Raw genomic sequence first — 26703 nt, forward strand, 5'->3', positions numbered from 1 at the left:
CGGCGGACGCGTCCCCGGCGGGGCCTCACCCCGAGGACGAGCCGGTGGACGAGCCGGAGGAGGCACCGGACCCGGCGGCCGTCCTGGCCCGCCTCACCGCGTTGCTCGGGGTCCCGTCGAGCATCGGGGTCGGAGACGTACGGGTCCGGGGCCAGAACGCGACCGGCCCGGGGGCCACGGCGATCGGCACCGTGAACATCACCACGGCGACCGTGGGCACGGGCGGCCGGACCTGGTCCGAGACGCTCAGCGGCAGCTGGGTACGGCAACTGGCCGACGGCTACGCTCCCGCACCGAGCGACCAGCGGCTCGACCGGCAGCTCAAGTTGCGGCACCTGGTCTGCCTCAGCGGTGCCGACGGCACGGGCCGACACACCGCCGCCTGCCTGGCCTCGGCCCGCCGGTACGGCTACGACCGGGTCGGGGTGCTCGACGCGGAGCACCTGTCGGACCTGTTGGGTGCCGACGCGCCGGTACGGCCCGGCCACGGCTACACGCTGGCACTCGGCGACGAGGCGGTCCGGGAACTGGACGGCATGACCCTGGTGGGCCTGGCGGCCAGGCTGGAGACCACCGGGAGCAGCCTGGTGCTGGTCGGTGACTTCGAGCGCCGGGAACAGGAGTTCGCCGGGCATCTGGTGCCCCACCGCCCGGCGGCCCCGGTGGACGTGTTCCGGGCCCAACTCCGCCGGCTGTTGCGCGGGCAGTGCGTCGGCTGGTGCGTCGACGGCTGCACCGGCGACTGCGTCGACGTGTACGTCGAGGAGGAGTGCGTCCCGCATCCGCTGCTCGCGGCCCACCTGGCCGGTGGTCCGCGCGCCGGTGAGGTCGTCCGGCTGGCGGAACTGATCGCCCAGGCGCCGCCGCGCGGCGGCGACCTGACCGAGCGGCTGGAACGGCTGCTTCCCCGGCAGTTGCGGGAACGCGCCACGCGGGTGCTCGCCGTCGAGGGCGACGGCGTCGAGGGGGCGTCCCGGTGGGACGTCGACCAGCGGCGGGCGTTCCGGTTGTCGTGCGCGGTGCTGGCCGGGCAGTCCGTGGTCGAGGTCCAGGCGGCGGCCGGACGGCTGCTCGTCGGACCGGTGCCGGGCGACGACGGTGCGGCGGCCCCGGCACCTGTGGGGTTCCTGGGCGGGGTGGTGGACCTGCTGCTGGGCCCGGTGCTGCGGCAGGCCGTCGTCCTGGTCGACGACGACCGGCTCCACGGCGGGCGGCGGATCGAGTTCTCGCCCGGCAACGACCAGCTGCGGACCAGCCTGCTGGAGGTCGCATGGTCGGACTGGTGGCTGCCGGAGCATCTGCTCGGGTGGCTCGCCACCCTGGTACGGACGGGCAATCCGGGTGTCCGGGAGGCTGCCGCCGGAGCGGTCGGCTGGTCGGCCCGGCACGGGGTGCGGGTCGCGCTGGAGACGGTCGACCAGCTGGCCCGGGAGCGCCGGGCCGGCGTCCGGCAGGCCGCCGCCATCGCGTTGGTCGCCATGGCGATGCAACCGGAGCTGCGGCAACGCGTACGCACGGAGCTGGACCGGTGGGCGTCGAGCGGACCGGCCCACCTGCGGGACACGGTGGCCCGTGCCTACGCGTTGGGGCTCGCCCGGCTCTGGCCGGACACCGCCCTGCTGCATCTGCGTCAGATCGCCCAGGCGCGGATGCAGCGGTGGCACCACTCGGTGGTGCGGGGCCTGATCGAGGTGCACACCGCGGGTCACCAGGCGACCGTGCTGCCGGCCCTCGCGGAGTGGACCCGGGCGGAGGACCCGGAGGTGTGGCTGCACGCCGGGCGGGCGTTGCGCCAGCTCGCCGACCGGTGGGCACCCGCACCCCGGGAGCACTGGCCGGAACTGCTCGATCTGGCCCGGGTCGGGACCGTGTCGATGACCGATCTGGCGGACTGCTGGGCCAACGCGCTCAGCCTGCCCGCGACCGCCTACCGCTCGTGGCGCACGCTCGGGTTCTGGCTGAACCGGGCCGACGGTCACCCCGAGGTCGCCGCCCACTGCCTGGAGTTGCTCGCTCTGGTGGTGGCGGGCCGGGCACCCCTGCGGCACCGACTGGACCATCAGCTGCGCCACGTCTGGAGACCCCTGATGCCCCGCAACTCCCTGCTCGACGGCGTACGCCGACTCACCGACGAGGACCACGGATGAACGTGTACTCCAGCACCACCGCCGGCACCCAGGTGCCGGTGCCGCAGCGACGCCACTGGTGGCAGAGTCTGTTCGGCACGCCGGCGCCTCCCGTGCCGACGCCGCCGCCACTGCCGGCGCCGGCACCGGTCACGGTGTCGTTTCGGCAGGACGTCCCGCACCCGTTGCTGGTGCCGGCGAAGGGGGACGCCTTCGACTTCCGGGTACACCCCGTCTATATCTGGACCGGCCGGCGGATGACGTTCGAGGAGCTGAAGTACCGCGCCGAGCGGTACCTCGACTGGGCCGGTGGGATCGTCCGGGAGCGGATCGTCGACGTGTCACGGGAGTTCGAGCCGCATCGCTCGCACGAACTGGAGCGGGTGCTCAACGACCGGCTCGCCGGGCAGCGGTGGCCGGCGAACGAGTCGTTGCCGCAGTTCACCGCCCACGTCCGGGTCAGCCCCGACGAGCGGGTACGCGACCGGCTGCGGCCGTACTGGGAGGAACGGATCAGGCTGGAGTGCGAGCACGAGTTGCAGAAGATCCGGGCCCGGCACGTCGATGATCTGACCCGCCGGTGGTGCGCGGTGCTCCAGGCGTTGGAGGCCGATCCGGTGACGATGCACGCGGCCCGGCTGACCGGGGAGCAGTTCGCCGAGGTGTTCCGCCGTTACGTCGACGAGCGCCGGGCGACGGTGCCGGAACTGGTGACCCTGCTCCGGGAGGCGGTCCGGGGCCACCACGACCTCAACCTGGGCCCGTCGGAGTACACCGAGGCATGGGACGTCGCGTTGCGGACGTACGAGCGCGAACACGGGCTCGTTCAGCGGACCGGCTGAGCGGGGGCGTCTTCCGGAGGCGGCCCGGCCTCCGGAAGACGCCGCACGGTCAGCCGGTGAAGGGCAGTACGACGCGGGAGGCGTCGCCGACGCCGAGGGTGGTCGGGGTGCCGCCGATGGCGTTCCAGACCTGCACGGTCACCGTCCCGCCGCGCAGGTTGCCGAGGGTGCCGGTGGCCGAGCGCAGCCCCTGGGTCTGCCGGTAGCGCTCGACGCCGGGCACCGGGTCGGTGGCGAAGTAGGCGTACGTCTCGACCCGGTCGGCGGTGCCGTCGCCGGTGAGGTCGTACGACACCCGGGCCTGGACGCCGTCGCCGACGGCGGTGCCGGCGTCGACGGCCAGGTCGAAGGTGGTGGCTGCGCCGGTCCAGGTGCCGGTGAGCCCACGGGCGGTGAAGACCCGGGCGTTGGTGGGGGTGCCGTCGTGGTTGCCGTTCGCCGCCGCCAGGGTGACCGTGCCGGTGGGTCCGGTGGTGCCGGCCAGGGTGCCGTCGGCCTGGAGGTGGCGGGTCGCGTTCCACGGCTGGCCGGGGGGTGGGGTCGGGCTGGCGGTGGGCGTCGGGGTGGCCGTGGGCGTCGGGGTGGTGCTACCGGTGAACGGGGTGAGGGTGAGGCCGGCGGCGCGCGGGTCGCCGTCGTGCACCAGGGACTCCTGGGCGAGCACGTCGTCGAAGGCGAAGCCGTACGCCCGGCCGTCGACCATGTGCTGGTGGATGATCCGCGAGTAGTGGTTGGTCAGCGTGCCCCGGTAGAAGTCGGCCGGGCCGCCGCCGGGCTGCGTGGTGATGGTGTCGAGGGTGGTGCGGTGCAGGGCGGCGCAGAGCGTCCGGGCGATCGGCCCGACCACCTGGTCGTTGGGGGCGGCGAGGGTCCCGTCGCAGTCCCACACGTCGGAGCTGGTGGGCCTGGTGAAGGTGGCGACCTGCCGGCCGGACGGGTCGGTGAACGTCATCGTGGTGCCGGCGGTACGCCCGAGGTAGCGCATGTCGGGCCGGTCGGTGAACGGGGTCACGGTCAGCGTCCGGGTGGCGTAGGAGCGCCAGGCCGCGTCGATGTACGGGTCGAGGTAGCCGGAGGCGAACCGGCCGGCGTCGACGGCCTTGCCGGGGGAGAGCACCCGCAGCACCGTGCCGTCGGACCGGGTCTGCACGGTGTCCGCCCAGCCGGGCTGGGCGCGGACGGCGTCGATGACGGCCTGCCGGCCGCCGCTGACGAGTTGGCCGGCCCGCCGGGTGGTGCCGCTCGCGCCGGTGACGCTGACCGCGTGCGGGACGGCGAACATGTCGACCTGGGTGCTGTTGAGCCAGAGCCCGGCGTCGTTGTAGGTGAACTCGGACCAGTCGAACAGGATGTCGCGGTTGGGGTCGCCGGCCGCCCAGGGGGCCGGCTGGACCAGGCCGTCCGGGGTCAGTGAGAAGCGCAGCTTCTGGCCGAAGGAGAAGTAGACCCGCCCGGAGAGGCCACGGGGGACCCGCAGGGTGACGGAGCCGCCGTTGGCGGGCCCGGCGATCGAGACGTCGGGGGCGGGGGTGGGCGGCTGACCGCCGGCCGGCCAGGGGGTGAAGACGCCCCCGGCGGTCACGTAGCCGAGCCGGCCGGAGGCGAGGTCGACGCCGAGGAGGTAGAGGTGGACGGCCTCCGCCCGGCCGGTGCTGTTGGTGACCGTCAGCGGGAGGGGGGACGGTCCGACGGCGCGGGTGGGCGCGGTGGTGAGGCCGAGGGTGGTGGCGCCGGCGATCGCGATCGCGGCGAGGGCGGTGGCCCAGCTTCTCGGGGTACGCAAGGACGGCTCCTTCGGCCGGGGCCGCAAGCGGCAGGCGGGTGGTATGTGGCTGATAGGCGGCTAGAGAGCGCTCTCTCAGCATGGCCAATGTCCTCATGGCTGTCAATGCGTGTGAGTGGTCCAGGTCACTTCTTCATGTCCATGCAGTAGGCTGTATTAACTTGCACAGAAGGTCGGTGGGTCGCTAGCCTTCTCTGCATAGTCATGCGGAGGTTGGAATGGGTATCCGAGTTGCGGTCGCCGGAGCGAGCGGCTACGCCGGGGGCGAGCTGCTGCGCCTGATCGCCGGTCACCCCGAGTTCGACCTGGTCGCCGCCACCGCGCACCGCCAGGCCGGTGCGCCGGTCACCGCCGTACACCCGCAGCTCGTGGGGTTGGACCTGACGTTCGCGGCGACCGACCCGACGACGCTCGCCGACGCGGACCTGGTCTTCCTGGCGCTGCCGCACGGCGAGTCGGCGGCGCTCGCCGCCGAGCTGCCGGAGTCGGTGCGGGTGGTCGACCTCGGTGCCGACCACCGGCTGCGCGACGCCGACGCCTGGTCCCGCTACTACGGCGGCCCGCACGCCGGGGCCTGGACGTACGGCCTGCCGGAGCTGCCCGGCCAGCGGGCGGCGATCGCCGGGGCGACCCGGGTCGCCAACACCGGCTGTTACGCCGTCGCCATCACCCTGGCCCTCGCGCCGCTGATCGCCGCCGGTGCGGTCGCGCCGGCCGACGTGGTCGTGGTGGCCGCCTCCGGCACCTCCGGGGCCGGCCGGGCCGCCAAGGCGCACCTGCTCGGCAGTGAGGTGATGGGGGACCTGTCGCCCTACAAGGTCGGTGCCCACCAGCACGTTCCGGAGATCAAGCAGGCGACCGGCGCGACCGGGCTGTCGCTGACCCCGGTGCTGGCCCCGATGCCGCGCGGCATCCTCGCCACCGTCACCGCCGTGCCCACCGGCGACGTCGACCCGCGGGCGGTGCTGGCCGACGCGTACGCCGACGCGCCGTTCGTGCACCTGCTGCCCGAGGGGGCGTGGCCGCACACCGCCGCGACCGCCGGGGCGAACTCGTGCCACCTCCAGGCCACCGTCGACGTCGACTCCGGTCGGGTGATCGTGGTCAGCGCCATCGACAACCTCGGCAAGGGTGCCGCCGGCCAGGCGGTGCAGAACGCCAACCTGATGCTCGGCCTGCCCGAGACCACCGGCCTGCCCCTCTTTGGAGTTGCACCGTGAGCGCGAGGAGCGCAGCGCAGCGGAGCCCCGCAGTCGCGAACAGAAGGTCAACACCCGTGAGCGCGAGGAACGCAGCGCAGCGGAGTCCCGCAGTCGTGAACGTAAGGTCGGCATCGGTGAGCGCGAGGAGCGCAGCGCAGCGGAGTCCCGCAGTCGTGAACGAAAGGCTTGCCCCATGAGTGTCACCGCCCCTCGGGGCTTCCGTGCGGCCGGTGTCGCGGCCGGCTTGAAGAGCGGCGGGGCCACCGACGTCGCCCTGGTCGTCAACGACGGTCCGGACGCCGGGGTGGCCGGCGTCTTCACCACCAACCGGGTCAAGGCCGCGCCGGTGCGCTGGACGCAGCAGGTCGTCCGGGGCGGCGTGGTCCGCGCGGTGGTGCTGAACTCCGGTGGCGCGAACGCCTGCACCGGCCCGGCCGGTTTCCAGGACACCCACGCCACCGCCGAGCACACCGCCGCCGCGCTCACCGCGTCCAGCCCCCGGCTGCGGCTGGGTGCCGGTGACGTGGCGGTCTGCTCGACCGGGCTGATCGGTGAGCGGCTGCCGATGGACCGGCTGCTGCCCGGGGTGCGTACCGCGATCCGGGCGTTGGCCCGCGACGGCGGTCCGGCCGCCGCCGAGGCGATCATGACCACGGACACCCGGCCGAAGACCACCGTCGCCCCGGGCGCCGGGTGGAGCGTGGGCGGGATGGCCAAGGGGGCCGGCATGCTCGCCCCCGGCATGGCCACCATGCTGTGCGTGCTGACCACCGACGCGGTGGCCGGGCCGGAGCTGCTGGACGTGGCGTTGCGGGCCGCCACCCGGGTCACCTTCGACCGGGTCGACTCCGACGGCTGCATGTCCACCAACGACACGGTGCTGCTGCTGTCCAGCGGGGCGTCCGGGGTGGAACCCGACGAGGCGGAGTTGACCGCCGCGGTCACCGCGGCCTGTCACGACCTGGCCCAGCAGTTGGTGGCCGACGCCGAGGGGGCGACCAAGCAGGTCGCCATCGAGGTGGTCGGTGCCGCCGACGAGGACGACGCGGTCGAGGTGGGCCGCTCGGTGGCCCGGAACAACCTGGTCAAGACGGCGTTGTTCGGCAACGACCCGAACTGGGGGCGCATCCTGGCGGCGGTCGGCACCACGGCCGCCGCGTTCGACCCGGACGCGGTGGACGTGGCGGTCAACGGGATCTGGGTGTGCCGTGGCGGTGCCGCCGCCGAGGACCGGGCCAAGGTCGACCTGACCGGGCGGGACGTCACCATCCGCATCGACCTGCACGCCGGCGCGGCGGCGGCCACGATCTGGACCAACGACCTGTCGCACGCGTACGTGCACGAGAACTCGGCGTACTCGACATGAGCCTGTCCGCGGATCTCACCCGGGCCCAGGCGAAGGCCGAGACGCTGATCGAGGCGCTGCCCTGGCTGGCCCGGTTCTCCGGGGCCACCGTGGTGGTCAAGTACGGCGGCAACGCGATGGTCGACCCGGCCCTGCAACGGGCCTTCGCCGCCGACATGGTCTTCCTGCGCTACGCCGGCCTCAAGCCGGTCGTGGTGCACGGCGGCGGCCCGCAGATCTCGGCGATGCTGGGTCGGCTCGGCATCGCCAGCGAGTTCAAGGGTGGCCTGCGGGTCACCACGCCGGAGGCGATGGACGTCGTCCGGATGGTGCTGGTGGGTCAGGTCGGCCGGGAACTGGTCGGGTTGATCAACGCGCACGGTCCGTTCGCCGTGGGCCTGTCCGGCGAGGACGCCGGCCTGTTCACCGCCGTGCGGCGGCCCGCCTGGGTCGACGGCGAGGCGGTCGACGTGGGTCAGGTGGGCGACGTGGAGTCGGTGGACGTCTCGGCGGTGACCGACCTGATCGCGGCCGGCCGGATTCCGGTCATCTCGACGGTCGCGCCGGACGCCGACGGGGTGCTGCACAACCTCAACGCCGACACCGCCGCCGCCGCGCTGGCGATCGCCCTGGAAGCCCGCAAGCTGGTCGTTCTCACCGACGTCGCGGGCCTGTACGCCGACTGGCCGGACACCGCCAGCCTGGTCAGCGAGATCGGCACCGAGGCGTTGGCGAAGCTGTTGCCGTCCCTGGAGGCGGGGATGGTGCCCAAGATGGAGGCCTGCCTGCGGGCGGTGCGCGGGGGAGTGCCCGCCGCGCACGTCGTCGACGGCCGGGTCGCCCACTCCACGCTGCTGGAGGTCTTCACCTCGGAGGGGTTCGGCACGATGGTCGTCGACACCCCGACCGGGTCCACCAACCAGGAAGGCACGGTCGGTTCATGAGCACGCTGGTGGAACGCTGGCGGCAGTCCATGATGGACAACTACGGCACCCCGCCGCTGGCCTTGGCCTCCGGTTCGGGCGCGGTCGTCGTCGACGAGGCCGGCCGGGAGTACGTCGACCTGCTCGGCGGCATCGCGGTCAACTCCCTCGGGCACGCCCACCCCGCCGTGGTGGCCGCCGTCTCCAAGCAGGTCGCCACCCTCGGCCACGTCTCCAACCTGTTCGTCGCCGAACCTCCGGTGGCGTTGGCGGAGCTGCTGCTGGCGCTGGCCGGCCGGCCGGGCCGGGTGTTCTTCGCGAACTCCGGCGCGGAGGTCAACGAGGCCGCGTTCAAGCTGTCCCGGCTCACCGGCCGGTCGCACGTCGTCGCCACCGTCGGCGGTTTCCACGGCCGCACCATGGGTGCGCTCGCGTTGACCGGCCAGCCGGCGAAGGCCGACCCGTTCCGCCCGCTGCCCGGCGACGTCGACCACGTCCCGTACGGCGACGTGGCGGCGCTGGCGGCGGCCGTCACCGACGCGACGGCGATGGTGATCCTGGAGCCGGTGCAGGGCGAGAACGGGGTGGTCGTCCCGCCGCCCGGGTACCTGGCCGAGGCGCGGCGGATCACCGCCCGGCACGGGGCCCTGCTGGTGCTCGACGAGGTGCAGACCGGGATCGGGCGCACCGGGTACTGGTTCGCCCACCAGGGCGAGGGGGTCGAGCCGGACGTCGTCACCCTGGCCAAGGGTCTCGGCGGCGGGTTGCCGATCGGCGCCTGCCTGGCCTTCGGCCGGGCCGCCGAGCTGCTGCGCGCCGGTTCGCACGGCACCACCTTCGGCGGCAACCCGGTGAGCTGCGCCGCCGCCCTCGCGGTGGTCTCCACGATCGCCAGCGAGGGGCTGCTCGACCACGTCAAGCGCACCGGTGAACGGCTGCGCCGGGGCGTCGAGGCGCTGGGCCACCCGCTCGTCACCGAGGTACGCGGGGCCGGGCTGCTGCTCGGCGTCGTCCTCGCCGCGCCGGTCGCCGGCCCGGTGGCCGACGCGCTGCGGTCGGCGGGGTTCCTGGTCAACCCGGTCCAGCCGGGGGTGATCCGGCTCGCCCCGCCGCTGGTCCTCACCGCCGAGCAGGTCGACGCGTTCCTGGCCGCCCTCCCCGCCGCCCTCGACGCCGCCGCCCCCAACTCCACCCCGACCCCGACGGAGACCCGCACATGATCCGGCACCTGCTGGCCGACGACGATCTCACCCCGGCCGAACAGTCGGCCGTGCTCGACCTGGCCGCCCGGATGAAGGCCGACCGGTTCGGGTTCACCCCGCTGGCCGGGCCGCGTTCGGTGGCGGTGCTGTTCGACAAGCAGAGCCTGCGGACCCGGATCTCCTTCGACGCCGGCATCGCCGAACTCGGTGGTCATCCGCTCGTGGTGGACACCCAGGTCACCCACTTCGGGCGGGGCGAGACGCTGGCCGACGCCGGCCGGGTGCTGTCCCGCTACGTCGCCGCCATCGTGCTGCGTACCCACGGCGACGACCGGATCGCCGAGGTGGCGGCGCACGCAGGCGTCCCGGTGATCAACGCGCTGACCGACGGCTACCACCCGTGCCAGCTCCTGGCCGACCTGCTCACCGTCCGCGAGCACTGCGGCGGCACCGCCGGGCGGACCCTGGCGTACGTGGGGGACGCGGCGAACAACCTGGCCCACTCGTACCTGCTGGCCGGGGCGACCGCCGGGATGCACGTGCGGGTCGCCGGGCCGGCCGGGTTCCAGCCCGATCCGGGGGTGCTGGACCGGGCCGGGAAGATCGCCGCCGGCACCGGCGGGTCGGTGCGGGCGCTGGTCGACCCGGTGGAGGCGGTCCGGGATGCCGACGTGGTCGCCACCGACACCTGGACCTCGATGGGGCAGGAGGACGACGGGCTGGACCGGATCACCCCGTTCCTGCCGTACCAGGTGAACACCGCGCTGCTCGGGCACGCCCGGCCGGACGTGAAGGTGCTGCACTGCCTGCCCGCGCACCGGGACGAGGAGATCACCAGCGAGGTGCTCGACGGCCCGCACAGCGTGGTCTTCGACCAGGCGGAGAATCGGCTGCACGCCCAGAAGGCGCTGCTGACCTTTCTCCTGGAGGCATCCTCATCATGACCGCCCCGACCCGCGCCGCCCGGCACGCCCGCATCGTCGAGTTGATCCGGGCCAGGGCGATCCGTTCCCAGACCGAGCTGGCCGACCTGCTGGCCGCCGACGGGGTGCAGGTCACCCAGGCCACCCTCTCCCGGGACCTGGAGGAGTTGGGTGCGGTGAAGGCCCGGGGCGGCGACGGGCGGGCCGGTTACCTGATCCCCGAGGACGGCCACCGGCCGCTGCGCGACGCCGAGGCGGCCCCCGCCCGGCTGATCCGGCTGCTGCGGGAACTGCTCAACGGGGTCGACTCCAGCGGCAACATCGCGGTGCTGCGTACCCCGCCGGGCGCGGCCCACTACCTGGCCAGCGCGGTGGACCGGGCGGGCCTGACCGAGGTGGTCGGCACCATCGCCGGTGACGACACCATCCTGGTGGTGGCCCGCGAGGCGGACGGCGGGGCCGCGCTGGGCGAGAAGCTCGCCGGGTGGGCCCGCCGCGACGACGGCGGCGAGACGAACACCCCGTGACCGACCGGGTCGCGGGTTCACGGACGACGGACGGACCGGCGTCGGGGGCGTACCCCACCGTCGGGGAGCGAAAGGTGAGCACTGCCAGAATGAGCGGCGTGGACGACAAGAGCCTGACCGAGAACAGCGCCGCGACGAACCGGACGAGTCTGTGGGGTGGCCGGTTCGCCGGTGGTCCCGCCGAGGCCCTGGCGCGGCTGTCGGTGAGCGTCCAGTTCGACTGGCGTCTCGCCCCGTACGACATCGCGGGTTCCCGGGCGCACGCCCGGGTGCTGGCCGGCGCGGGGCTGCTCGACCCCGACGAGCTGGGGAGGATCCTGGCGGCGTTGGACGACCTGGAGGCGGCCTGCGCGTCCGGGCAGTTCCGTCCGACGATCGACGACGAGGACGTGCACACCGCGCTGGAGCGGGGCCTGCTGGAACGGCTGGGCAGCCTCGGCGGCAAGCTGCGCGCCGGCCGCTCCCGCAACGACCAGGTCGCCACCGACCTGCGGCTCTACCTGCGGGACCACGCCCGGGGGGTGGCCGCCCGGCTGGTCGAGCTGGCCGAGGCCCTGGTGGAGCAGGCGGAACGGCACGTCGACACGGCGGCGCCGGGGATGACCCACCTCCAGCACGCCCAGCCGGTCACCTTCGGGCACTGGCTGCTGGCCCACGTCCAGCCGCTGCTGCGGGACCTGGAGCGGCTGCGCGACTGGGACCATCGTACGGCGGTCAGCCCGCTCGGCGCGGGGGCGCTGGCCGGGTCGGGCCTGCCGCTGGACCCGGTGGCGGTCTCGAAGGAGCTGGGTTTCCGGACGTCGTTCGCCAACTCGATGGACGCGGTCGCCGACCGGGACTTCGTCGCCGAGTTCCTCTTCGTCACCGCGCTGGTCGGGGTGCACCTGTCCCGTCTCGGCGAGGAGGTGGTGCTCTGGACGTCGCACGAGTTCGGCTGGGTGGAGCTGGACGACGCGTTCGCCACCGGTTCGTCGATCATGCCGCAGAAGAAGAACGCGGACATCGCCGAGCTGGCCCGGGGCAAGTCCGGCCGGCTGGTCGGCGGGCTGATGAGCGTGTTGACGATGCTCAAGGGCCTGCCGATGACCTACGACCGGGACATGCAGGAGGACAAGGAGCCCGCGTTCGACGCGGTCGACACCCTGGAGCTGCTGCTGCCGGCGCTGGCCGGGATGATCTCCACGATGACGGTACGGGTGGACCGCCTCGTCGCCGCCGCGCCGGTGGGCTTCTCGCTCGCCACCGAGGTCGCCGACTGGCTGGTCCGGCGCAACGTGCCGTTCCGCGACGCGCACGAGATCACCGGCAAGCTGGTGGCGCTCTGCGTCGCCCGGGACTGCGCGCTCGACGACGTGTCCGACGCTGACCTGGCGGCGGTCAGCGAGCACCTCGACCCGTCGGTGCGCGACGTGCTGTCGGTCCGGTCGGCGCTGGCCGCCCGGATCACCCCCGGCTCCACCGGTCCCGGCCCGGTCGCCGACCAGCTCGCCGCCGCGTCCGACCAGCTCACCGGCTGGCGGGAGTGGGCCGCCGAGCGGGTCGTCCCCCGCTGAGCTGACCCGCGCCGGTCGTCCGTCGTCCCGTGGTCCGGGGCGCGGGCGGCCGGGCGCGGTCAGGCGGGGCGTTCGCGGCGGGGCAGCTTCGCCACCACCGCCTCGTACGAGCCGTCGACCGCCTCGACCAGTTCGTCGTCGGGGATGGTGCCGCCCAGGTCGAGCGCGTTCCAGCCGGAGCGGCCGACGTACGGCATCGGCCGGGCGTCGGCGGGGAACCGGTGCAGCCACTCGTCGGCGACCTCGCGGCTCGGGCCGCACTTCACCCCGACCCGGTCGGTGCCGTCGGGTGCGCCGAGGAACGCGAAGATCCGGCTGCCCACCTTCACCACCTCGTCGCCCTCCCAGGGCCGGTCCAGCCAGGCCCCCGGCTTGCCGAGGCAGTACGCCAACATGTCCTCGCGGGTCATGGTGTCCTCCCGGTGCGGTGGTGGTCGGCCCAGTCTCCCCGAACCGGCCCCCTCCGGCTGGTCGGCCGACCTGGCAGTTGTCGCCGCATCGCCGGTGGCGGAGGAAAGGCGATCACGGTAGGTGATCAGGGCTCCGTGGCCACGGTGAGTGACCTCTGTTCCTCGGGCACCCTCATGCCTTCGCTTCCTTTGCTCTGCTGCCCTTTCCGCACCATCCGCTTGAGCTGCGAATTTCGCTGGCGCTGAGGCGACAGCTAGAAGCAGCAGCCGTTACTCCGGGTGTCTGTCGCGTCGAGGTCAGCAGAGCAAAGCGTCGCAGGGGGAGAGGTGGCGGCGATCAGCGAACTACTTTGAGTAGTGGGGTGGGGGTGGCGGCCGTCGTCGTCGTGTCGGCGGTCAGGCGGTCCGGGTGGCCAGGCGTTCGTAGCGCTGCCGGGCGGCCTGCGCGCTGCCCAGGCCGAGGCCGTGGCCGATCGCCTGCCAGGTCAGCCCCCGGGCCCGTGCCGTGGTCAGCAGGCCCGCCTCCAGCACGTCGAGTTCGGCCCGCAGGTGCGGCAGCAGGGTCAGCGCGGCCATCAGGTCGGCGTCGTCGACGGGTTCCTCGCCGGTGTCCGGCACGACCCCGCCGGCGGCGAGCGCGGTGACCACGCAGACCGCTTCCCACGGGTCGGCGAGGTGCGGGTTGGTGTGCCGGCGGCGTCGGGCGTCGGTGTCGGCGTGCCGCTCGCTGAGCCGGTGCAGTGCGGCGTAGGTCCGTTCGGCCCGGGCGCGGCTCGCGTCGGGTGCGGTGAAGGCGTCACTCATCACCCCATCGCAACCCATAAACGGAACGTTGTCAACGAAACGTTCAACGACTCCCGTCGGTTTGCCGATCTTCGTCGGGTGGCGTTACCTGGACCGGTGGACTACCCGTGGCTGCACGCCCCCGCCGCCGAGGTCGCCGCGACGGCGCGCACCCTGCTCGGCTGGGAACTCGCCGCCGGCGGCGTCCGGATCAGGCTGACCGAGGTGGAGGCGTACGCGGGCACCGGCGAGGACCCGGCGTCGCACGCCCATCGCGGGCCGACGCCCCGGACCAGGGTGATGTTCGGCCCGGCCGGGCACGCCTACACGTACTTCGTGTTCGGCATGCACTGGTGTCTCAACATCGTCTGCGGCCGCGACGGGGAGGCGGCGGCCGTCCTGCTGCGCGCCGGTGAGGTGGTCGACGGGGCGCCGGCCGCCCGCGCCCGACGGGGTGACGTCGCCGACCGCGACCTGGCCCGGGGGCCGGCCCGGCTGGCAGTCGCGCTCGGCGTCACCGCCTCGGCGAACGGCACCTGCGTGCTCGACGGGAGCGGCCCCCTGCTGCTGAGCCCGCCGACCCGCCCGGTCGCCGGCACGGAGGTCTCCGCCGGCCCCCGGGTCGGGGTGGCCGCCGCCCACGACGTGCCCTGGCGGTTCTGGATCACCGGCGACCCGACGGTCAGCCCCTACCGCCGGCACGTACCCCGACGCCGCACCTGACCGGCAGATCGGCCAGCGCCGGACTCACGCGGCTTTGCCGACCTGGAAGGAGGTGACCAGAGGGGTCGCCTCGATGGTGGGCTGCGCGACCTCCTCAGGGTACGCCTCGACGGCCTCCCGTAGGTTGACCAGTGCCTCGTCGACCGACTCGCCCTGGCTCGCCACGTCCAGTTCCAGGCAGCGGGCGACATACCAGTCGTCTTCCTGATGGACGGCGGCCGTGAACGTTCTCACCATCTCCACCCTCCCAGAACGCCGGACCGTGCTCACCCTACGAGCCCGGCGGACATCTCCGTGCGTCGCCGACCCGCTGACGGCGTGCCGCAGTTCTTCCGTCGTCGCAACAAGGCGGGGGCGCCCGGTCCTGGCGAAATTGGTTAGCATTCGCGCGCAGTCATGACCCTGGAGGTGGCCCGGATGGACTCACACGAGGCCGGAGTACTGGTCGGTCGGCTGGCCTGCGTGGTCATTCCGCTGCTGGTGATGCTGGTGCTGGCTGCGGTGGTCGTGGTGGCGGTGCAGGTGGCCCGCCGCCGGCCGACCCCACCCGGGCCGCCCCCGGTCCCGGCCCGGCCCCCGTCCGGCCCGGCCGGGTATGGAACGAGCGGCCCGGCCGGGTACGGCCCGCCCGCCGCGCCGTCGCACCCCACGCCACCCGCCGACCCGTCGCCGACCGGCGGCCCGTCCGATGCCGCGCCGCCGGCCACCGGTTCCGCCGGCGACGCTCCGGCGGGCCCCGCCGGTCCGCCGCCCGGCGCATCGGACCAGGCCGGCCCGGGTACGCCGCAGCAGGGGTAGTGGCCGGCGGGGTGACCGGGGCCACCCCGCGAATGGTCGCCGCCGGAATAGTTGACTCAGCAACTATGTTGTGCGCGACGTCCGGGTACCACGAACGGTCCCGGCATCTCAGACGCGAGGAGCTGGTCATGCAGTTCGGAGTCTTCACCGTCGGCGATGTCACGGTCGACCCGACCACCGGACGGGAGCCGACCGAGCACGAGCGGATCAAGGCGATGGTGGCGATCGCGCTCAAGGCCGAGGAGGTCGGTCTCGACGTCTTCGCCACCGGCGAGCACCACAACCGCCCGTTCGTCCCCTCCTCGCCGACCACCATGCTCGGGCACATCGCGGCCCGTACCGAGCGGCTGCTGCTGTCCACCTCGACCACGCTGATCACCACCAACGACCCGGTGAAGATCGCCGAGGACTACGCCATGCTCCAGCACCTGGCCGACGGCCGGGTGGACCTGATGATGGGGCGCGGCAACACCGGGCCGGTCTACCCGTGGTTCGGGCAGGACATCCGCAACGGCATCCGGCTCGCCGTCGAGAACTACGAGCTGCTGCACCGGCTGTGGCGCGAGGACGTGGTCGACTGGCAGGGCAAGTTCCGTACCCCGTTGCAGTCGTTCACGTCGACCCCGCGCCCGCTCGACGGCGTGCCGCCGTTCGTCTGGCACGGCTCGATCCGCAGCCCCGAGATCGCCGAGCAGGCCGCGTACTACGGTGACGGCTTCTTCGCCAACCACATCTTCTGGCCCAAGGAGCACACCCAGCGGATGGTCGGCCTCTACCGGCAGCGCTTCGCCCACTACGGCCACGGCTCGCCCGAGCAGGCCATCGTCGGGCTCGGCGGCCAGGTGTTCATGCGGCGCAACTCGCAGGACGCGGTACGCGAGTTCCGGCCGTACTTCGACAACGCGCCGGTCTACGGGCACGGGCCGTCGCTGGAGGAGTTCACCCGGGAAACCCCGCTGACCGTGGGCAGCCCGCAGCAGGTCATCGACCGTACCCTCGGTTTCCGCGAGTACGTCGGCGACTACCAGCGGCAGCTGTTCCTGCTCGACCACGCGGGGCTGCCCCTGAAGACGGTGCTGGAGCAGCTCGACCTGCTCGGCGAGGAGGTCGTACCCGTGCTGCGCAAGGAGTTCGACGCGCTGCGCCCGGCGCACGTGCCGGTCGCGCCCACCCACGCCTCGCTGGTCGCCGCCCGTGACGCCGCCGACCGGGCGGCCACCGGGGCGGCCGACGCGGGTGACCTGGCCGGGGCCGGGGCGGAGGGCCGGCGATGACCCGCCGCACCCTGGCCGTGGTGTCGGCGGGGCTGAGCCAACCGTCGTCCACCCGGCTGCTCGCCGACCAGCTCGCCGCGGCCGCCCGCGACGAGCTGGTCGGGCGCGGCGACGAGGTGGAGCTGCGGGTGGTGGAGCTGCGCGACCACGCCCACGACGTGGTGAACAACCTGCTCACCGGCTTTCCGTCGACCGAGCTGCGGGCCGCCCTCGACGCGGTCACCGGTGCCGACGGCATCGTCGCCGTCACGCCGATCTTCAACGCGTCGTACAACGGGCTGTTCAAGTCCTTCTTCGACGTGGTGGACGCCCAGGCGCTGGTCGACCGGCCGGTGCTGATCGGCGCGACCGGCGGCACCGCCCGGCACTCCCTCGCCCTGGAGCACGCCGTCCGGCCGATGTTCGGCTACCTACGGGCGGTGGTGCTGCCGACGTCGGTCTTCGCCGCGCCGGAGGACTGGTCCGGCGGCACCGCCGAGGGGGCGCTGCGGTCCCGCATCCAGCGCGCCGGCCGGGAGCTGGCCGACCAGGTCGACCGCCGGCCGGCGGCTGCCGGACCGGCCGACCCGTTCGCCCTCACCACCGACTTCGCGCAGCTCCTCGGCGGTCGGGAGGACTGAGCCTCACCGGTACGGGTGGGCCACCAGCACCGGGCAGTGGGCGTGCTGCACCACCGCCTGGCTGACCGAACCCAGCAGCAGGCCGGTGAAACCACCCCGCCCCCGGGTGCCGACGGCCAGCACCGACGCCGTCGCACCCGCCTCGATCAGGCCCTGCGCCACCCCGGCCGCCCGGACCGGATGTTCCCGCAGCACCACGTCCGGGTGGCCGGCGCGCACGGCGGCGGACGCCTCGGCGAGCAGCCGCACCGCGGACGCCCGGTAGCTGGCCTCGGCCTGCTCGTCGTCGGCCCCGTCCCGCTCCTGCGGGGTGGGGCCGACGTGCACCAGCACCAGCGGGACTCCCCGCCGGACGGCCTCGGCGGCGGCCTGGTCGGCGGCCACCCCGGCGGCCGGCGAGCCGTCCACGCCCACCAGCACCGGCCCGTCGACCTCGCCGGGCGGCGGCGTCTGCGGGGGCACCACCAGCACCGGGCAGTGGGCGTGCGCGGCGACCTGCGCGCCGACCGAGCCGAGCAGCAGCCCGGTGAACCCGCCCAGGCCCCGGCTGCCTACCACCACCAGGTCGGCCCGGCGGGACTCCTCGACCAGCGTCGCGCCCGCCCCACCGGCGACCTGCCGCGCCTGCACGGTCAGCCCCGACCACCGGTCGGCCAGCTCGGCGGCGGTCCGCTCCAACATCTGCTGCGCCTCCTGCGACGGCGCGGGCACCCCCAGGTCGTACGGGTTCAGCGGGACGCCGTACCCGAGCGGGTGCAGGTAGCCGTGCACCAGGTGCAGGGGCACGCCGCGCAGCACCGCCGCGTGGGCGGCCTGCTCTGCGGCGGCCAGGCTGGCCGGCGATCCGTCCACCCCCACCACTACCGGTCGGTTCATCAGCCCTCCCAGGGTCGGTCCAGCCCGTGTTGCCGGTTCTGCCCTCGTCGCCGGTCCAGCCCATTGTCGACGTGCCGGCCCGCCCGCGCCGGCAGGTGACCCGACCGGGCGCGCCGCCGCCCCGACGGTCAGGCCCCCCGGCGTCGGACGATCACCAGCGGGCCGTGCCCGTGGTGCAGCACCGCGTGGCTGACCGAACCGAGCAGCACCCCGCCCAGGGCACTGCGGCCGTGCGCGCCGACGACGGTGAGCTGGGCCGACGCCGACTCCTCGACCAGCACCCGGGCCGCCGCGCCGGGCACCAGCCGCCGGGTCACCGGCACGTCCGGATAGCGTTCCGACCAGCCGGCCAGCGCCTCGGCGAGCACCCGTTCCTCCTCGGCGGCGAGCGCCTCCACGTCGTAGACCAGTGGTAGCACGTCACCCGGGCCGACCGGTGCCGGGGTCAGCCAGGCGTGCACGGCCAGCAGGCCGGTGTCGCGCTGCGCCGCCGCGGCGAAGGCGAACCCGAGCGCCTCGGTGGACAGCGCCGACCCGTCCACCCCGACCAGCACCGGGCCGTCCGCCCGAGGCTCACCCCGGACCACCAGCACCGGGCAGTCGGCGCGGGCCGAGACCTGCACCGCCACCGAGCCGATCAGCAGCCCGGCGAAGCCGCCCAGCCCCCGGGTGCCGAGCACCACCAGCGCCGCGTCGCGGGCCTCGCGCAGCAGCACCGGGGTCGGCGCGCCGTCGGAGAGGTACCCGGTGACGGTCAGCTCCGGAGCGATCTTGCCGGCTTCGGCGACCGCCTCGGTGACGATCCGTTCGGCCTCGTTGCGCAGCCCGCCGTCGGGCGGTCCGCCGGGTGCGGGGCCGAGCGGGGTGCCGAAGAGTGGCCAGATGAACGCGTGCACCACCCGCAGCGGGCGGTTGCGGGCGACGGCCTCCCGGGCGGCCACCCCGACCGCGTCCAACGCCGATCGGGAACCGTCCACACCCACCACGACGGGGGCACCGGCTCTGTTGGTCATCACGTCCTCCTTCGTCCCTCTCCAGCCTGGTCGGGCCCGGCCCGCCCGGTCAGGGGCGTCCGGCCCCGCCGGTGGGCCCTTGGTCCCGCACCGGACGTTCCCGGCCCGGCCCGTCGACCGCCGGGTCGGTGACCGCGACCCGGGTGGGATCGGTGACGGCGGCCCTCGGGACGTCGGTCACCGCGTCGGCGTCGGCGTCGGTGACCGCCCCGGCCGGCCGCCGGGGTTCGGGCGGGGCCGGGGTGACGGCGGCGGGGCGGCGGCGGGCCAGCCGCAGCACCAGGCCGGGCAGGGCGCTGACCGCCAGGCAGGCCAGCAGGACGGTGAGGCCGAGGGGTTCGGTGCCGAGCAGCATCCGCAGTGGTGGCAGCAGCACCCCGCCGACCTGGAGCAGCGCCGATGCGGCCACGGCGACGAGCAGCCCCGGGTTGGCCCGCCCCGCCCCGGCCGGCCGGGGTGCCCGGACGGCGAGCGCCACCCCGAGCTGGGCCAGGCCCAGCACCACGAACACCACCGACTGCCAGGGCAGCCCGGCGTGGGCGGCGGCCACCCCGGCGGCCAGCACCACCGCCGCGATCAGCGCCCCGGTCACCAGCACGTCGCGGCCCAGCCCGGCCCCGAGCACCGACTCGCGCGGCGAGCGGGGTGCCCGGCGCAGGGTGCCCGGCTCGGCGGGTTCCGCGCCGAGCGCCACCCCCGGCAGCCCGTGGGTGAGCAGGTTGACCCAGAGGATCTGCGCCGGCAGCAGCGGTACGGGCAGCCCGAACAGCGGGCCCAGCAGCATCACCACGATCTCGGCCACCCCGCCGGAGAGGGCGTAGCGCAGGAACCGGCGGATGTTGTCGTAGATCCGCCGGCCCTCGCCGATCGCGACGGTGACGGTGGCCAGGTCGTCGTCGACCAGCACCAGGTCGGCGGCCTGTCGGGCGACCTCGGTGCCGCCACCCATCGCCACCCCGATGTCGGCGCGACGCAGCGCCGGGGCGTCGTTGACCCCGTCCCCGGTCATCGCCACCACGTGCCCCCGGGCCTGGAGGCCGGCGATGATGTCCAGCTTCTGTTCCGGCTGGGTGCGGGCGAACACCCGGGCGTGGGGCCCGGCCTGCGTGGCGTCGTCGGTGTCGCCCCGCACCACCGGGTCGCCGGGCTGCCACAGGCCGAGCCGGCCACCGATCGCGGCGGCGGTCGCCGGATGGTCGCCGGTGACCAGCAGCAGCCGTACCCCGGCGGTGTCGAGGCCGGCGGCGATCCCGGCGGCCCCGGCCCGCAGCGGGTCGCCGACGGCGACCAGTCCCACCGGGCGCAACCCGACCGGCGCCGCCAGGTCGGGTGCCGTGTCGACAAGCGCGGACGCCACCGCGAGCACCCGCAGCCCCTCGGCGGCCAACTCGCGGGCGGCGGTGGTCAACGCGTCGATCTCTTCGGCGGTGGCGTCCAGCAGGGGCGTGGTCAGCACGTTCTCCGGTGCCCCCTTGCAGACCACCAGGCGCTGGCCGCCGCAGGACCGGTGCACGGTGACCATCCGGCGGGTGGCCTGCGCGAACGGGTGCTCGGCCACCCGGGGCCAGGCGCCCCGGGTGGCCGTCGGCTCCAGCCCGCACCGGCCGGCGAAGGCGACCAGGGCGGCCTCCAGCGGGTCACCGACCGCGCCCCAGTCGGGCCGGTCGTCCTGCGGCGGCGACAGCGTCGCGTCGTTGCAGAGCAGCCCGGCGCGGGCCAGCCGGCGCAGGTCCTCCGGCACGGCCACCGGTACGCCGTCGCGGCCCACCCGCCCGTGCGGGGCGTAGCCGACCCCGTCGACGTCGTACCGGGTGCCGTCGGGGGTGACCGCGGTCCGTACCGCCATCCGGCCCTCGGTGAGGGTGCCGGTCTTGTCGGAGGCGATCACCGTCACCGAGCCGAGGGTCTCCACCGCGTGCAGCCGGCGCGGAATGGCCCGTGCCCCGGCCATCCGGCGTGCGCCCAGCGCCAGTGCCAGGGTCACCACCGCCGGCAGCGATTCCGGTACGGCCGCCACCACCAGGCTCACCGCCGTCACCGCCATCTCCACCACCGGCCGGCCCCCGGCGACGCCGATGGCGAAGACCAGCCCGGACAGGGCCACCACGACCAGCCCGAGGACCCGCCCGAGCACGGACAGCCGGCGCTGCAACGGCGTCGGGGCCGGACGGGTGCCGGCGACCAACGCACTGATCCTGCCCAGCGCGGAGGCCGCGCCGGTGCGGAGCACGGTGCCGGCGGCCCGCCCGGTGGTCACCACCGTGCCGGCCCGCGCCTCCTCGCCGTCCTGGCGTTCCACCGGCACCGACTCGCCGGTCAGCGCCGACTCGTCGACCTGGAACCGGTTCGCCTCGACCAGCCGCAGGTCCGCCGGGACGACGTCACCGGCCTCCACCCGGACCAGGTCGTCGCGGACCAGGTCGGCGGCCGGCAGCACCACGTCCCGGCCGTCGCGTACCACCCGGGCGGTGGGGGCGGAGAGCTGGTCCAGGGCGGCGATGGCCCGGTCGGCGCGGACCTCCTGCACCACCCCGATGACGGTGTTCACCGCCACCACCAGCACGATCACCGCCGTGTCCGGCCAGTCGCCGAGCAGGGTGGTGACCACCGCGGCGGCCAGCAGCAGGGCGACGAGCGGATCGGTGAGCTGGCGCAGCACCCGGCCGACGAGCCACCGCCGGGCCGGCGCGGCGACGGTGTTCGGGCCGTCCGCGCGTAGCCGCGCCGTCGCCTCGGCGGTGGACAGGCCGGTGGTCACCGGCTCCGCGTCGCGGGTGTCGTCCACCAGCACCGACCCTGCACCGGATGTCGCCACCGGTGACCTCCCCGTCTCGTCGCGGCGCGTCCCGGGCACGCCGTCAAGGTCCAGCGTCGCGCCGTGCCGGCCGGGCGGGCAGAGGCGATCCGCCGCAGGTCACGGGACCAAAGGCCCTGCCGCGTCGGGGCCGGCCCGAGCGACAGTGGAAGCCAGGACGACCGACGAGGAGTTTCCGGACGAAGGGTGCCCCGATGACCCCCCTGGAGATGCTCACCGAGCACCCCTTCCTCGCCGGGCTGCCGCCGCAGTGGCTGCCCCGGCTGACCGGGTACGCCCGACCGGTGGTCTGGCACCCCGGCCACCGGCTGTTCCGCGCCGGTCAGCCGGCGGAACGGTTCTGGCTGGTCCGGGGCGGCGAGGTGGCGTTGGACTTCCCGGTTCCCGCGCGTGGGGACGTGGGCATCGAGTCGATCGGGCCGGGTGGGGTGCTGGGCTGGTCGTGGCTGTTCCCGCCGTACCGCTGGCAGTTCGGCGCGGTGGCCGTCCGACGGACCCCCACGGTGGAGTTCACCGCCGCCGGGGTGCGCCGGCTGATGGAGTCCGACGACGCCCTCGGCCGGCAGCTCACCACCCGGTTCATGAGCGTGGTGGTGGACCGGCTCCAGGCGTCCCGGGGCCGGCTGCTCGACCTGTACGGCTACCCGACCTCGGCGGCGAGCTGACCCGCGCCCGGGTCGACACCCCCGGCGGCGTCGGCCCGGACCGCCGCGCCGGCGTCGGGGCGGTGCGGGGGATGGCGACCAGTCCGGCCGGCTGGACGAAGACCGTCCGGCGGGCCACCGCCTCGTCCCGGGCGTCGAGCCGGTAGCCGTCGAGCCAGATCCAGCCGTCGTAGGTGGGCCGGTCGAGCACCCGGATCATCCGGAACCGGACCGGCCTGACGAACTGGACGCTGGCCGCCCGGGTCAGCAGGAGCAGGTCGCCCGCCTTCGGCAGGGGTGCGGTCATGGCCGACCGAACACGCTGCGGTACCGACGCCACGCCCTGATCCGGGTGCGGGCGGCCTCCACCACCGGGCAGAAGCCGGTGCCGGTGCACTTGTCGCACCGCGCCGTGCGGTGGTGGTCCAGGCAGCGCCAGGCCGACGCGATCAGGTACGGCAGCTCGCGGTGTCCACACATTCCGCCTCCCGGGGGTGTCGGGTCGTCGCGGCACCCCGCCCCGCCGAGCCCTGCTCCACCAGGGCGGAGGCACCGCGTCACCGATTCCACACCCTCAGTAATGCACCTGTCAACTAGGGCAGGCCCCGTAGGGCGTGCTGAAAAGCCTGCTGCCCTATAGGGCGTCCCGTGTAAGGCAGGCCCTGAAGGGTAGGACTCACTGTGCATACCTTCGGGGTCATGGGCGAGGAAGAAGTTCCGGGGCCGCTCGTCGGAGCCGCTGAGATCCAGCAGATGCTGGGCGTGAGCAGGTCCCGATTCCGGCAGCTCATCCTGCTGCCCAAGTTCCCCGCGCCGTTCCAGAAGCTGATCGGCGGCTCGGTGTGGCTGCGGTCCGACGTCGAGGCGTACATCCGGGAGCACCGCCGCCCCAGGCCGTCAGCGGACGACGACGAGCAAGGCTGACGAGGCGTTCCGGCGACGGGTCAGGTGACGGTCAGGCCACGGGCGGCGAACTGGCCCCGGACCCGGGCCACCAGCTCCGGGGTGGGCGGGGCGGTCTGCGCGAGCGGGAAGGTGAGCCCCAACTCGGCGTACTTGTGCGCACCGAGCCGGTGGAACGGCAGCACCTCGACCCGCTGCACGGTGCCCAGCCCGGCGGCGAAGTCGGCGATCCCGGCCACGTTCTCCTCGGCGTCGGTGAGGCCCGGCACCAGCACGAACCGTACCCAGATCGGGGTGCCCCGGTCGGCGAGCCGGCGGCCGAAGCGCAGCGTCGGGGTGACCGACCCGGTGCGGGTGACCCGCCGGTACGTCGCCGGGTCCCACGACTTGACGTCCAGCAGCACCAGGTCGGTGGCGTCGAGCAGGGCGTCGTCGGCGCGGACGCCGAGGAAGCCGGAGGTGTCCAGCGCGGTGTGCAGGCCCAGGTCGTGGCAGCGGCGCAGCACCTCACCGGTGAACCGGGGCTGCATCAGCGGCTCACCACCGCTGAGCGTCACCCCGCCCCCGGCCACCGCGATGAACCGCCGGTACGGCTCGATCTCCGCCATCAGGTCGTCGACCGTGCGGTGCCGGCCGCTGCGCCGGTACCAGGTGTCCGGGCTGTGGCAGTAGCGGCAGCGCAGCGGGCAGCCGGCGAGGAAGGCCACGAACCGGGTCCCCGGCCCGTCCACCCCCACCGACACGTCCCACGAGTGCACCGCCCCGGTCGGCACGCCGTCGCCCCGCCGGGTGGCGGTGGCGACGGCGTCCTGCGGCCGGACGTTCACAGCGACCCGTGGAAGGTCCGGGACACCACGTCCTCCTGCTGCTCCCGGGTGAGCCGGACGAAGTTCACCGCGTACCCCGAGACCCGGACGGTCAGTTGCGGGTAGCGCTCCGGGTGCGCCATCGCGTCGACCAGGGTGGCCCGGTCCAGCACGTTGACGTTGAGGTGGAACCCGCCGGCGTCGGTGTAGCCGTCCAGCACCCCGGCCAGGTTGTCGATCCGTTCGTCGCGGGTGTGGCCCAACCCGTCCGGGGTCACCGTCGAGGTCAGCGAGATGCCGTCCCGGGCGGCGTCGTACGGCAGCTTCGCCACCGACAGCGCGGCGGCCACCAGGCCGTGGGTGTCCCGGCCGTTCATCGGGTTCGCGCCCGGGGCGAACGGCTCACCGGCCCGCCGGCCGTCCGGGGTGTTGCCGGTGTGCTTGCCGTACACCACGTTCGAGGTGATGGTCAGCACCGACATGGTCAGCTCCGCGTCGCGGTAGGTGCGCTGCCGGCGCAGCTTCGCGGCGAACGTCTCGGTCAGCCACACCGCGATGGCGTCGGCCCGCTCGTCGTTGTTGCCGTACGTCGGCGGTTCCCCCTCGACCAGGTAGTCGATCGCCAGGCCGGTGTCGTCGCGCAGCACCTTCACCCTGCCGTAGCGGATCGCGGCGAGGCTGTCCACCGCCACCGACAGCCCGGCGATGCCGGTGGCCATGAACCGGCGCACCGGGTGGTCGTGCAGGGCCATCTCCAGCCGCTCGTAGGCGTACCGGTCGTGCTGGTGGTGGATCACGTTCAACGCGTCCACGTACGTCTCGGCCAGCCAGTCCAGGGTGCGTTCGTACGCGGCCAGCACCTCGGCGTAGTCGAGGGTCTCGCCGCCGACCGGTGGGGTGGCCGGGGCGACCTGCTCGCCGGTGATCTCGTCGCGCCCCCCGTTGATCGCGTACAGCAGGGCCTTGGCGACGTTGGCCCGCGCCCCGAAGAACTGCATGTCCCGGCCCACCCGCATCGCCGACACGCAGCAGGCGATCGCGGTGTCGTCGTCGTACGCCGGCCGGATCAGGTCGTCGTTCTCGTACTGGATGGCGCTGGTGTCCAGCGACACCTGGGCGCAGAACCGCTTGAACCCGACCGGCAGCCGGGGCGACCAGAGCACCGTCAGGTTCGGCTCCGGGGCGGGACCCAGGTTGTAGAGGGTCTGGAGGTAACGGAAGCTGGTCCGGGTGACCAGCGGCCGACCGCCGACGTCCATCCCGCCGAGGGCCTCGGTGACCCAGGTCGGGTCGCCCGAGAAGAGCTGGTCGTACTCGGGGGTGCGCAGGAACCGGACGATCCGCAGCTTGATCACGAAGTCGTCGACCAGCTCCTGCGCGTCCATCTCGGTCAGCCGTCCCTCGGCCAGGTCCCGCCGCAGGTAGACGTCGACGAACCCGGCGGTACGCCCCAGCGACATCGCCGCGCCGTTCTGCTCCTTGGTGGCGGCCAGGTAGGCGAAGTAGAGCCACTGGATCGCCTCCCGGCCGGTGGTGGCCGGCCCGGCGATGTCGTAGCCGTAGCCCGCCGCCATCTGCGCCAGCTCGCCGAGGGCCCGGATCTGCTCGGCCAGCTCCTCCCGGTCCCGGATCACCTCGTCGGTCGACGGCCGGTCGTCCAGCGCCGCCTTCAGCGCCTTCCGCTCGGCGACCAGCCGGTCCACCCCGTACAGCGCCACCCGCCGGTAGTCGCCGATGATCCGCCCCCGCCCGTACGCGTCGGGCAGCCCGGTGATGATGTGCGAGCGGCGCGCGGCGAGCACGTCGGACGGGTACGCGTCGAAGACCGCGTCGTTGTGCGTCCTGCGGTACGTGGTGAAGATCCGGTGCACCTGCGGGTCGGCGGCGAAGCCGTACGCCTTCAGCGCGGTCTCCACCATCCGCAGCCCACCGGCCGGCATGATGGCCCGGCGCAGCGGCGCGTCGGTCTGCAACCCGACGATCAGCTCCCGCTCCCGGTCGATGTACCCGGGGGCGTGCGCGGTGATGGTGGACGGGGTGGCGGCGTCGATGTCGTACACGCCCCGGCGGCGCTCGTCGACGAACATCGCCCGCAGCGTGCCCCAGACCTCCAGGGTGCGGCAGGTGGGCCCGGTGAGGAACGACGCGTCCCCGGTGTAGGGCTCGTGGTTGTCCCGGACGAAGGCGGCCACGTCGACGGTGTCGCGCCAGGCGTCGCCGGTGAAGCCGCGCCACGGGTCGAGATGTGCGGTGCCGGTCATGATCGGTCCTTCCGCGCTGGTCGGGTCCGGCGGCCTGGGTCGCCGGGGTGTTGCGCCTGCACCATCAGCCTCGCCGGGCCGGGCCGTCCCGGGCAGAGGCGCAGGACCACCCCCGCCCGGGACCAAAGACCCCCGCAGCCGGTCAGCGCCGCACGACGAGCCGCTGGGCGCGCAGCAGCCGCGCCCACCACGGCCGGGGCGTCGCCGGGCGCAGCGCGGGCACCCGGGCACCGCGCAGGCTGACCCAGCCACCGGGCCCCATGGTGACCGTGCCGATCGCCGGTGGCCGACGCCGCGCCACCACCGCCACGCCTGCGGTGAGCAGGGCGTCGGCGGCGGCACCGGCTGCGG

General features: G+C 74.3%; 26 protein-coding genes and 1 pseudogene. 15 read left to right on the plus strand and 12 right to left on the minus strand.

Annotation, left to right across the window (positions count from 1 at the left end):
* Positions 1–44 precede the first annotated feature (44 nt).
* Both H1A17_RS15970 and H1A17_RS15975 read left to right on the plus strand, forming a co-directional pair.
* The gene (locus tag H1A17_RS15970; RefSeq protein ID WP_145918953.1) at positions 45–2147 is read left to right on the plus strand and encodes a hypothetical protein; all 2103 of its coding nucleotides are present in this window, start codon (positions 45–47) and stop codon (positions 2145–2147) included.
* A complete protein-coding gene (locus tag H1A17_RS15975; protein WP_194822225.1) occupies positions 2144–2968 on the plus strand; it encodes a hypothetical protein in 825 nt (274 codons plus the stop codon). Before H1A17_RS15970 ends, H1A17_RS15975 begins: the two co-directional genes overlap by 4 nt.
* A 49-nt stretch (positions 2969–3017) precedes the next feature.
* On the opposite strand, the gene H1A17_RS15980 is transcribed toward H1A17_RS15975, so the two are convergent.
* Positions 3018–4751, minus strand: a complete 1734-nt coding sequence (locus H1A17_RS15980) for a beta-1,3-glucanase family protein (protein ID WP_145918955.1) — start codon at positions 4749–4751, stop codon at positions 3018–3020.
* 218 nt (positions 4752–4969) lie between these two features.
* Here H1A17_RS15980 and argC point away from each other — a divergent pair, with 218 nt between their 5' ends.
* From argC to argH, 7 genes are all read left to right on the plus strand, one after another.
* The gene (argC, locus tag H1A17_RS15985) at positions 4970–5971 is read left to right on the plus strand and encodes an N-acetyl-gamma-glutamyl-phosphate reductase (RefSeq protein ID WP_194822226.1); all 1002 of its coding nucleotides are present in this window, start codon (positions 4970–4972) and stop codon (positions 5969–5971) included.
* A 175-nt stretch (positions 5972–6146) separates the two neighbouring features.
* Positions 6147–7319, plus strand: a complete 1173-nt coding sequence (argJ, locus tag H1A17_RS15990; protein ID WP_145918957.1) for a bifunctional glutamate N-acetyltransferase/amino-acid acetyltransferase ArgJ — start codon at positions 6147–6149, stop codon at positions 7317–7319.
* Positions 7316–8242: an acetylglutamate kinase gene (gene argB / locus H1A17_RS15995; protein ID WP_145918958.1), complete on the plus strand. Its 927-nt coding sequence runs from the start codon at positions 7316–7318 to the stop codon at positions 8240–8242. Before argJ ends, argB begins: the two co-directional genes overlap by 4 nt.
* Positions 8239–9441: an acetylornithine transaminase gene (locus tag H1A17_RS16000; protein WP_194822227.1), complete on the plus strand. Its 1203-nt coding sequence runs from the start codon at positions 8239–8241 to the stop codon at positions 9439–9441. The genes argB and H1A17_RS16000 overlap by 4 nt, the downstream gene beginning before the upstream one ends.
* The gene (gene argF, locus H1A17_RS16005; protein WP_194822228.1) at positions 9438–10367 is read left to right on the plus strand and encodes an ornithine carbamoyltransferase; all 930 of its coding nucleotides are present in this window, start codon (positions 9438–9440) and stop codon (positions 10365–10367) included. Before H1A17_RS16000 ends, argF begins: the two co-directional genes overlap by 4 nt.
* The gene (locus tag H1A17_RS16010; RefSeq protein WP_088645179.1) at positions 10364–10873 is read left to right on the plus strand and encodes an arginine repressor; all 510 of its coding nucleotides are present in this window, start codon (positions 10364–10366) and stop codon (positions 10871–10873) included. The genes argF and H1A17_RS16010 overlap by 4 nt, the downstream gene beginning before the upstream one ends.
* An 89-nt stretch (positions 10874–10962) precedes the next feature.
* On the plus strand, positions 10963–12426 hold the full coding sequence (gene argH, locus H1A17_RS16015) for an argininosuccinate lyase (protein WP_145922697.1): 1464 nt from the start codon (positions 10963–10965) through the stop codon (positions 12424–12426).
* 59 nt (positions 12427–12485) lie between these two features.
* On the opposite strand, the gene H1A17_RS16020 is transcribed toward argH, so the two are convergent.
* Both H1A17_RS16020 and H1A17_RS16025 read right to left on the minus strand, forming a co-directional pair.
* Positions 12486–12836: an MmcQ/YjbR family DNA-binding protein gene (locus H1A17_RS16020; protein ID WP_145918961.1), complete on the minus strand. Its 351-nt coding sequence runs from the start codon at positions 12834–12836 to the stop codon at positions 12486–12488.
* 396 nt (positions 12837–13232) lie between these two features.
* Positions 13233–13640 carry a DNA-binding protein gene (locus H1A17_RS16025; protein WP_194822229.1) on the minus strand — a complete coding sequence of 136 codons (408 nt, stop codon included), beginning with the start codon at positions 13638–13640 and terminating at the stop codon, positions 13233–13235.
* Positions 13641–13736: 96 nt separating this feature from the next.
* Here H1A17_RS16025 and H1A17_RS16030 point away from each other — a divergent pair, with 96 nt between their 5' ends.
* Positions 13737–14342 carry a DNA-3-methyladenine glycosylase gene (locus H1A17_RS16030; protein WP_145918963.1) on the plus strand — a complete coding sequence of 202 codons (606 nt, stop codon included), beginning with the start codon at positions 13737–13739 and terminating at the stop codon, positions 14340–14342.
* A 24-nt stretch (positions 14343–14366) separates the two neighbouring features.
* On the opposite strand, the gene H1A17_RS16035 is transcribed toward H1A17_RS16030, so the two are convergent.
* A complete protein-coding gene (locus H1A17_RS16035) occupies positions 14367–14579 on the minus strand; it encodes a type II toxin-antitoxin system HicB family antitoxin (RefSeq protein ID WP_194822230.1) in 213 nt (70 codons plus the stop codon).
* 180 nt (positions 14580–14759) lie between these two features.
* On the opposite strand from H1A17_RS16035, the gene H1A17_RS16040 reads away from it, so the two are divergent.
* The 3 genes from H1A17_RS16040 to H1A17_RS16050 all read left to right on the plus strand — a co-directional run bounded on the left by H1A17_RS16040 (position 14760) and on the right by H1A17_RS16050 (position 17034).
* A complete protein-coding gene (locus tag H1A17_RS16040) occupies positions 14760–15140 on the plus strand; it encodes a hypothetical protein (RefSeq protein WP_194822231.1) in 381 nt (126 codons plus the stop codon).
* A gap of 128 nt (positions 15141–15268) precedes the next feature.
* Positions 15269–16414 carry an LLM class flavin-dependent oxidoreductase gene (locus H1A17_RS16045; RefSeq protein WP_145918965.1) on the plus strand — a complete coding sequence of 382 codons (1146 nt, stop codon included), beginning with the start codon at positions 15269–15271 and terminating at the stop codon, positions 16412–16414.
* Positions 16411–17034 (plus strand): FMN reductase, encoded by a 624-nt coding sequence (locus H1A17_RS16050; RefSeq protein WP_145918966.1) that lies wholly within the window; start codon positions 16411–16413, stop codon positions 17032–17034. The genes H1A17_RS16045 and H1A17_RS16050 overlap by 4 nt, the downstream gene beginning before the upstream one ends.
* 3 nt (positions 17035–17037) lie before the next feature.
* Here the strand turns inward: H1A17_RS16050 and H1A17_RS16055 are convergent, their stop codons facing one another.
* The 3 genes from H1A17_RS16055 to H1A17_RS16065 all read right to left on the minus strand — a co-directional run bounded on the left by H1A17_RS16055 (position 17038) and on the right by H1A17_RS16065 (position 21708).
* Positions 17038–17910, minus strand: coding sequence for a universal stress protein (locus tag H1A17_RS16055; protein WP_194822232.1), 873 nt, complete (start codon positions 17908–17910; stop codon positions 17038–17040).
* A 128-nt stretch (positions 17911–18038) separates the two neighbouring features.
* A complete protein-coding gene (locus tag H1A17_RS16060) occupies positions 18039–18923 on the minus strand; it encodes a universal stress protein (protein ID WP_145918968.1) in 885 nt (294 codons plus the stop codon).
* 49 nt (positions 18924–18972) lie between these two features.
* A complete protein-coding gene (locus H1A17_RS16065) occupies positions 18973–21708 on the minus strand; it encodes a cation-translocating P-type ATPase (RefSeq protein ID WP_375372818.1) in 2736 nt (911 codons plus the stop codon).
* Between the two features lie 224 nt (positions 21709–21932).
* Between H1A17_RS16065 and H1A17_RS16070 the strand changes: the two genes are divergently transcribed.
* Positions 21933–22403 (plus strand): cyclic nucleotide-binding domain-containing protein, encoded by a 471-nt coding sequence (locus H1A17_RS16070; protein WP_145918970.1) that lies wholly within the window; start codon positions 21933–21935, stop codon positions 22401–22403.
* On the opposite strand, the gene H1A17_RS16075 is transcribed toward H1A17_RS16070, so the two are convergent.
* Together H1A17_RS16075 and H1A17_RS16080 are read right to left on the minus strand one after the other, a co-directional pair.
* The gene (locus tag H1A17_RS16075; RefSeq protein WP_228543637.1) at positions 22318–22689 is read right to left on the minus strand and encodes a hypothetical protein; all 372 of its coding nucleotides are present in this window, start codon (positions 22687–22689) and stop codon (positions 22318–22320) included. The genes H1A17_RS16070 and H1A17_RS16075 overlap by 86 nt on opposite strands.
* Complete coding sequence (locus H1A17_RS16080) at positions 22686–22862, minus strand: hypothetical protein (RefSeq protein ID WP_194822233.1); 177 nt, start codon at positions 22860–22862, stop codon at positions 22686–22688. Before H1A17_RS16080 ends, H1A17_RS16075 begins: the two co-directional genes overlap by 4 nt.
* 219 nt (positions 22863–23081) lie before the next feature.
* Between H1A17_RS16080 and H1A17_RS16085 the strand changes: the two genes are divergently transcribed.
* The gene (locus tag H1A17_RS16085) at positions 23082–23306 is read left to right on the plus strand and encodes an AlpA family transcriptional regulator (RefSeq protein ID WP_145918971.1); all 225 of its coding nucleotides are present in this window, start codon (positions 23082–23084) and stop codon (positions 23304–23306) included.
* Between the two features lie 20 nt (positions 23307–23326).
* On the opposite strand, the gene pflA is transcribed toward H1A17_RS16085, so the two are convergent.
* The 3 genes and pseudogenes from pflA to H1A17_RS16100 all read right to left on the minus strand — a co-directional run.
* Positions 23327–24112, minus strand: a complete 786-nt coding sequence (gene pflA / locus H1A17_RS16090) for a pyruvate formate-lyase-activating protein (protein ID WP_309236783.1) — start codon at positions 24110–24112, stop codon at positions 23327–23329.
* On the minus strand, positions 24109–26352 hold the full coding sequence (gene pflB, locus H1A17_RS16095) for a formate C-acetyltransferase (protein ID WP_194822234.1): 2244 nt from the start codon (positions 26350–26352) through the stop codon (positions 24109–24111). The genes pflA and pflB overlap by 4 nt, the downstream gene beginning before the upstream one ends.
* A gap of 142 nt (positions 26353–26494) precedes the next feature.
* Positions 26495–26703, minus strand: a pseudogene (locus H1A17_RS16100) (hypothetical protein); the annotation flags it as partial.

Source organism: Micromonospora sp. S-DT3-3-22 (assembly GCF_015354745.1).
Taxonomy (GTDB): Bacteria; Actinomycetota; Actinomycetes; order Mycobacteriales; family Micromonosporaceae; genus Micromonospora; species Micromonospora wenchangensis.

Bases quoted from the DNA above. Each gene is read 5' to 3' on its own strand.
- H1A17_RS16000 (WP_194822227.1), top strand. From the start codon at position 8,239: ATGAGCACGCTGGTGGAACGCTGGCGGCAGTCCATGATGGACAACTAC.
- argH (WP_145922697.1), top strand. From the start codon at position 10,963: ATGAGCGGCGTGGACGACAAGAGCCTGACCGAGAACAGCGCCGCGACG.
- H1A17_RS16020 (WP_145918961.1), bottom strand. From the start codon at position 12,836: ATGACCCGCGAGGACATGTTGGCGTACTGCCTCGGCAAGCCGGGGGCC.
- H1A17_RS16040 (WP_194822231.1), top strand. From the start codon at position 14,760: ATGGACTCACACGAGGCCGGAGTACTGGTCGGTCGGCTGGCCTGCGTG.
- H1A17_RS16045 (WP_145918965.1), top strand. From the start codon at position 15,269: ATGCAGTTCGGAGTCTTCACCGTCGGCGATGTCACGGTCGACCCGACC.
- argC (WP_194822226.1), top strand. From the start codon at position 4,970: ATGGGTATCCGAGTTGCGGTCGCCGGAGCGAGCGGCTACGCCGGGGGC.
- H1A17_RS15975 (WP_194822225.1), top strand. From the start codon at position 2,144: ATGAACGTGTACTCCAGCACCACCGCCGGCACCCAGGTGCCGGTGCCG.
- argJ (WP_145918957.1), top strand. From the start codon at position 6,147: ATGAGTGTCACCGCCCCTCGGGGCTTCCGTGCGGCCGGTGTCGCGGCC.
- H1A17_RS16010 (WP_088645179.1), top strand. From the start codon at position 10,364: ATGACCGCCCCGACCCGCGCCGCCCGGCACGCCCGCATCGTCGAGTTG.
- argF (WP_194822228.1), top strand. From the start codon at position 9,438: ATGATCCGGCACCTGCTGGCCGACGACGATCTCACCCCGGCCGAACAG.
- H1A17_RS16080 (WP_194822233.1), bottom strand. From the start codon at position 22,862: ATGTGTGGACACCGCGAGCTGCCGTACCTGATCGCGTCGGCCTGGCGC.
- H1A17_RS16035 (WP_194822230.1), bottom strand. From the start codon at position 14,579: ATGGTGAGAACGTTCACGGCCGCCGTCCATCAGGAAGACGACTGGTAT.
- H1A17_RS16075 (WP_228543637.1), bottom strand. From the start codon at position 22,689: ATGACCGCACCCCTGCCGAAGGCGGGCGACCTGCTCCTGCTGACCCGG.
- H1A17_RS16025 (WP_194822229.1), bottom strand. From the start codon at position 13,640: ATGAGTGACGCCTTCACCGCACCCGACGCGAGCCGCGCCCGGGCCGAA.
- H1A17_RS16060 (WP_145918968.1), bottom strand. From the start codon at position 18,923: ATGACCAACAGAGCCGGTGCCCCCGTCGTGGTGGGTGTGGACGGTTCC.
- H1A17_RS16055 (WP_194822232.1), bottom strand. From the start codon at position 17,910: ATGAACCGACCGGTAGTGGTGGGGGTGGACGGATCGCCGGCCAGCCTG.
- H1A17_RS16085 (WP_145918971.1), top strand. From the start codon at position 23,082: ATGGGCGAGGAAGAAGTTCCGGGGCCGCTCGTCGGAGCCGCTGAGATC.
- H1A17_RS16050 (WP_145918966.1), top strand. From the start codon at position 16,411: ATGACCCGCCGCACCCTGGCCGTGGTGTCGGCGGGGCTGAGCCAACCG.
- pflB (WP_194822234.1), bottom strand. From the start codon at position 26,352: ATGACCGGCACCGCACATCTCGACCCGTGGCGCGGCTTCACCGGCGAC.
- H1A17_RS16070 (WP_145918970.1), top strand. From the start codon at position 21,933: ATGACCCCCCTGGAGATGCTCACCGAGCACCCCTTCCTCGCCGGGCTG.
- argB (WP_145918958.1), top strand. From the start codon at position 7,316: ATGAGCCTGTCCGCGGATCTCACCCGGGCCCAGGCGAAGGCCGAGACG.